The sequence below is a fragment of the Cytophagia bacterium CHB2 genome (assembly GCA_030263535.1).
GTDB lineage: Bacteria > Zhuqueibacterota > Zhuqueibacteria > Zhuqueibacterales > Zhuqueibacteraceae > Coneutiohabitans.
The window spans coordinates 1-4,557 of the sequence record SZPB01000448.1 but is presented as its reverse complement, the minus strand read 5'-3'; the positions used below and the strand labels follow the sequence as shown (position 1 = coordinate 4,557).

The 4,557-nt window shown below is 53.3% G+C and carries 4 protein-coding genes; 1 reads left to right on the top strand and 3 read right to left on the bottom strand.

The features are described 5' to 3' along the window. Window positions 1–1,340: hypothetical protein (locus tag FBQ85_26965; GenBank protein ID MDL1878776.1), on the top strand; the 1,340-nt coding region annotated here is incomplete at its 5' end. A gap of 195 nt (window positions 1,341–1,535) precedes the next feature. Here FBQ85_26965 and FBQ85_26960 read toward each other — a convergent pair. The 3 genes from FBQ85_26960 to FBQ85_26950 all read right to left on the bottom strand — a co-directional run bounded on the left by FBQ85_26960 (window position 1,536) and on the right by FBQ85_26950 (window position 4,455). After that, window positions 1,536–1,763 (bottom strand): hypothetical protein, encoded by a 228-nt coding sequence (locus tag FBQ85_26960; protein ID MDL1878775.1) that lies wholly within the window; start codon window positions 1,761–1,763, stop codon window positions 1,536–1,538. 360 nt (window positions 1,764–2,123) lie between these two features. Further along, window positions 2,124–3,221, bottom strand: coding sequence for a hypothetical protein (locus FBQ85_26955; protein MDL1878774.1), 1,098 nt, complete (start codon window positions 3,219–3,221; stop codon window positions 2,124–2,126). Window positions 3,222–3,693: 472 nt separating this feature from the next. Further along, window positions 3,694–4,455: a class I SAM-dependent methyltransferase gene (locus tag FBQ85_26950; GenBank protein ID MDL1878773.1), complete on the bottom strand. Its 762-nt coding sequence runs from the start codon at window positions 4,453–4,455 to the stop codon at window positions 3,694–3,696. Window positions 4,456–4,557: the final 102 nt, after the last annotated feature.

Below are 4,557 nucleotides of genomic sequence, written 5' to 3'. Positions count from 1 at the left end.
TGTCGCGTCTATGCACGTTGCTGGCCATCGCCGGTTTTTGGCTGATTCTCATTCCCTGGATTAAACAGCCTTTGCTTTTTCTTGCCGAGCCTTTGGGCCTGCGTTTCGCCGTGCTGGTCGCGGCATTCGTGCTGTTTGCCCCGCCGCTGACGCTGCTCGGCATGGTCAGCCCTTATGCGATTCGCTTGCGCGTGTTCAGCCTCGACGAAGTTGGCCGCACCGCCGGAAACCTTTATGCACTGTCAACGATTGCCAGTGTGCTCTCCGCCGTTTTTACCGGTTTTTTTCTCATTCCGAATGTCGGTGTGAACCGTTTGATGCTCACCATTGGCCTGGTTTTGCTGGTCACCGCCGCCCTCGGTTTGGCGCTTGAAAAAAAATCCAAACCGGCGCTGGCCGGCGCGATTTTGCTGCTGCTGTTGGGCGGCATGATCGGCATGGCCCAGCCTCGCCAGCAAACGGACGCGGCTGCCGGGCTGTTGGCCATAGAACAAAGTGCGTATGCCGAAATTCGCGTGCTGGAAACCAACAAGCGCCGACATCTGCTCATCGATGGCGGCACGCATACCATCGTCGACCCGGCGACGTGGAAATCGCATTTTCCCTATGTCGCGGTGATGGATTTGACCAAATCTTTTTTTGATAATCCCGGCGAGCTTTTATTGGTCGGGCTGGGCGGAGGTTCTGTCGTCAAAAGCTTTGCTCAAGACGGCTGGCGGGTGGATGCGATCGAAATCGATCCGGTGGTAACGGCCATGGCGCAAAAGCATTTTGGCTTGCAAGCCGCAGAGGGAAATATTTTTCACGGCGATGGCCGCGAGTTTCTGCTGCGCCGGGAAAAAACCTACGATGTCGTCGCGATGGATGCCTTTGGCAGCAGCTCGATACCCTTTCATCTCGTCACCGCCGAGGCGTTTGCCCTGATTGCATCTCGTCTGAAACCCCCAGGCGTGCTTGCCATCAACGTCGAAACGCTGGGCTGGCATCACCTTTTGATTCGTTCGCTGGCGGCGACTCTCAAGCAGAGCTTTACGCATGTACTGGCGTTGCCGACGTATGAACCGGCAGAGGAAATCGGCAACATGATCCTGCTGGCTTCCAACCGGGAAATGGAATTGCTCCGCCCCATCGTTCTCAGCGACATCACGGATTTGAATTACATGAACACGCCCGGCGTCCATCAAGAACTGGCCTGGGCGGAACGGTTCGAGCCGGACACAAATGGCGTTCCGGTTTTGACGGATGATCTCAATCCCGTTGATTTATGGGCGGAAGCGATCAATTTAAAAGCCCGGCGGAATTTGCACGCTTATTTTAAAGAAAGCGGAAGGAGCTGGTAGGGAGGAATTTCGCGCCGCTCGTTGAACCAAACGATTTTCGAAGATTCGTAAAGCTCTGCGAGCAGCTTTGAGGACTTCGCCCGCAAAAGTCGAACTGCCACAGAAAAAAGCCTTTTCAATGGGATTTCAGTGGGTGAAACACTTTCAGAATTTTATTCTATATTTCAAAAGCTAATCGCCTATTGCCCGTGATTGCTACTTCACCGGCAGCGCTTCAAACTCGCCGGTGGCTTCGATTTCAACAGCATAGCCTTCGATATTTTTCGGAATTTTCTGCTCAAGTTCGGGCGATAGCGCGGCCACATAAACTTTGATGCACGGCTTGTCTTCGCACAACCCCTCCGCCGTTCCCACTACTCCCGGCATTGTCATTAATTCATCCGTGTGTTCCTGCAAAACGATTGCGATCGGCCGTTGCGGCATGGTTTGTTCTCCCTGTTGCTGGTTGCCGGACTTACCCGAACAACTGACGGCTAAACCAATCATCAGGCACGCGCTCGAAAAAGTCCGTAATGTTGAAAGCCATCGGGGCATTCTCATCTCCAACATAAAAATATCTTGAGCAACCCCGTTCTTCTAAGCGACTCATTGACCCGTCGCTATCATTCTACTGATTGGCAGCGAATGAATGCTCCAAGTGACCGGTCAATATCTGTTATTATATTGACACGATCAAGCGTGAAAACGCAGCGCCCGGGCGGCAATTTCAAAAATAAAAAAGGGGAAGAGTCAACTTAGAGATGCTCTTCCCCTCATCTCATCAGCTTGTGAATTGCCCGGCGTTTAGTCGCCGACAATGCTGACGTTAAACTCACTCAACACTGCGCTAATTGGATTGGCAATCGTTGTGGTGCTGCTGCCTGCAAACAGCAAGCCGACCGGATTGTCATTGAGATTGACGATGAGTGAGCCGGAATCGCCGCCGGCGCTGAAACTTCTCTTGGTGATGACGATCTGGTTGACAAAGCGGGCCGTGCCCGTGCTATAACCGACGTTCACTGTGGCATTAATTCCAGTGATGCCCTCACGTGAGCTGGAGGTTGAGGTGCTGGTGCAACCGGTAGTTCTGCCGCACTTTTTTACATCCATGCCCACAGCCGCCGATACAATGGTAGACGAAGGCATGCCGTAATTGCCTTCATCGGCAGTGGCACCGGTTACGTCAGCCGGATTGACGCTGACAATAGCCGCATCGATCACATTGCTGGCTGAAGTCGAAAAAACGATAGGTTCGTATTCCGAGAGCGTGCCAATGGCATCACCCGGATTCTGCCCGCCGTCATAGGGACCCGGCTGAAGAATGTTGTCATTAAGGCTGGCATTGTTTTCATCGGCGGCGACGTGATTGTTGGTCAAAATGTACGTGTTGCCGCCCTTGGTAACCAGGCAGCCCAGCGTGCCGGCCGTGATATTGAAATGCCCAAGGGAAACGCCGTTCGGCGCAGGACGGTATTTCAAAGTTGGGTTGAAGCCGCCACCACCGCCGCCGCCCTTCAACGATTTAATCTCACCCGTCACCAAAGTAACCACTGGCACACCCTCGATCTCTGTGGGCAGAGGGGCTCGTTTCTCCAGGGCGTCCGGTATGATTTCCGATTTCAGCATGACCAGTACTGCGGGTTTGCCGCCTTCCGTCATGCCGACTGCCGTGCCGACGACGTTGGGATTGGCCATCAGTTTTTCGGTATGGCGCTCTTGCACGGCCATCACCGCCTGCACTTGCGGATTTTCTTTGCTGAGCACCGCGCCTTGTTGATTTGCTCCCGGTTCGCTCGGCGCGTCAAACTTCTCGCTGCAACTGATTGCCAGCATCATCGCAAACGCAAGCAATATCAGTTTGAGCATGCGCATGCGGTTGACAGTGGTGAAGGATTTGTACATGCCTTGCCTCCTGACACTAGTTAAGTGGAGTGGGTTAGTAGATGGTATCTATCTCAATTTGAGTTGAGACAGCGAAAATAAGTTGAATCGAAAAACCGCAGGCAGGAACAACTTGTCATGATGACGATTACGTTCAACTCCACGATCATCGTCTTGTCAAAATGTGTCAGCGGGAATCTACAAGTTTTTGAGCTTAGTTTCCTCACGCTGCGCGAGAGAGGAATAGCTGTGCAAAGCAGATAGGAAAGTTATTACGAGTCCATCCGAAAATGCGGTAATTTTTGAGGAGATTTTTGCAACGGCTTGGCCACTGTCATTAGAGTGTCGGAACTCTCACGCCCCGGATTCTCTCAATCCCGGCTAAATCGAGGCTGGATCATTATACAAATTGGCTTTTGATTGGGCGCGCCGCGCATGAAATATAAAAGTGGCCGGAAGGTAGAGAGCACAATCATACAAGTCAAGCAATTTTTTAGACCTCATGCAAATTGGGGCGCAGCGCCTGCAGAATCACCTGGGTTGGGAAGGCCCTTGGCCCGACGAAAAAGGCCTCCTGTTCACTGCGTAAAATCGAAGTTTTTCCATCCTCGTGTTGGCGCACGTCATAAAATCCGGCCTGGTGCAAAGCCGTGACATAATCGTGCGGCGAATAGCGAAACGGGCCGGAGCGCATCTCAAAATCAACCTCATAAAAATTAAGCTCCAAATTCACCGGCCCCTTGCTTGAAGTGGTGTTCGGCGCCGCCATTTCAGGATAATGGAGCGCCAACAAAACCCGGCCGCCGGGCCGCAGCACGCGATGCACTTCACGCAGCATAAAATGCAGCCGTTCCGGATGCTCGCCGGCAAGGACGCATAACGCAGCGTCAAAATAATTCCCGAGCAGCGGAAACGGCTGCTCGATATCACATTGCAACAACATGCCTTCGGGAAAACGCCGGTTGGCCGCGCGCAACAACTCGGGTGACGGATCAAGACCAATGCTTGCGGCGCCCGCGCGCGCGATAATCGGCAATCGCCGCCCGGCGCCGCATCCCACTTCCAACACGCGCTCACCGCGTTTGGGCGAGAGCGCCACCACGGTGAATTTATCCTGCTTCGTTGAAATGGATAGCGGTTGGTTTGCGCGCCAAACACGTTGCCGTGCAGGCTTCGTGGCCGCAGCCGGTGCGGTTGCCTGAACAAGTTCGTTTTTCGCTAAAACAGAAGCTGCAGCCTTTACCGCCATAATCATCTCCGTTGATAATTTTCGAGATTTTCGAGAAAAGTTTGAAACGCCTCTAGCCGCGCGATTTCACACCCCATGTTGTCGATGCGCGTGCCGCGCGGGTATTGC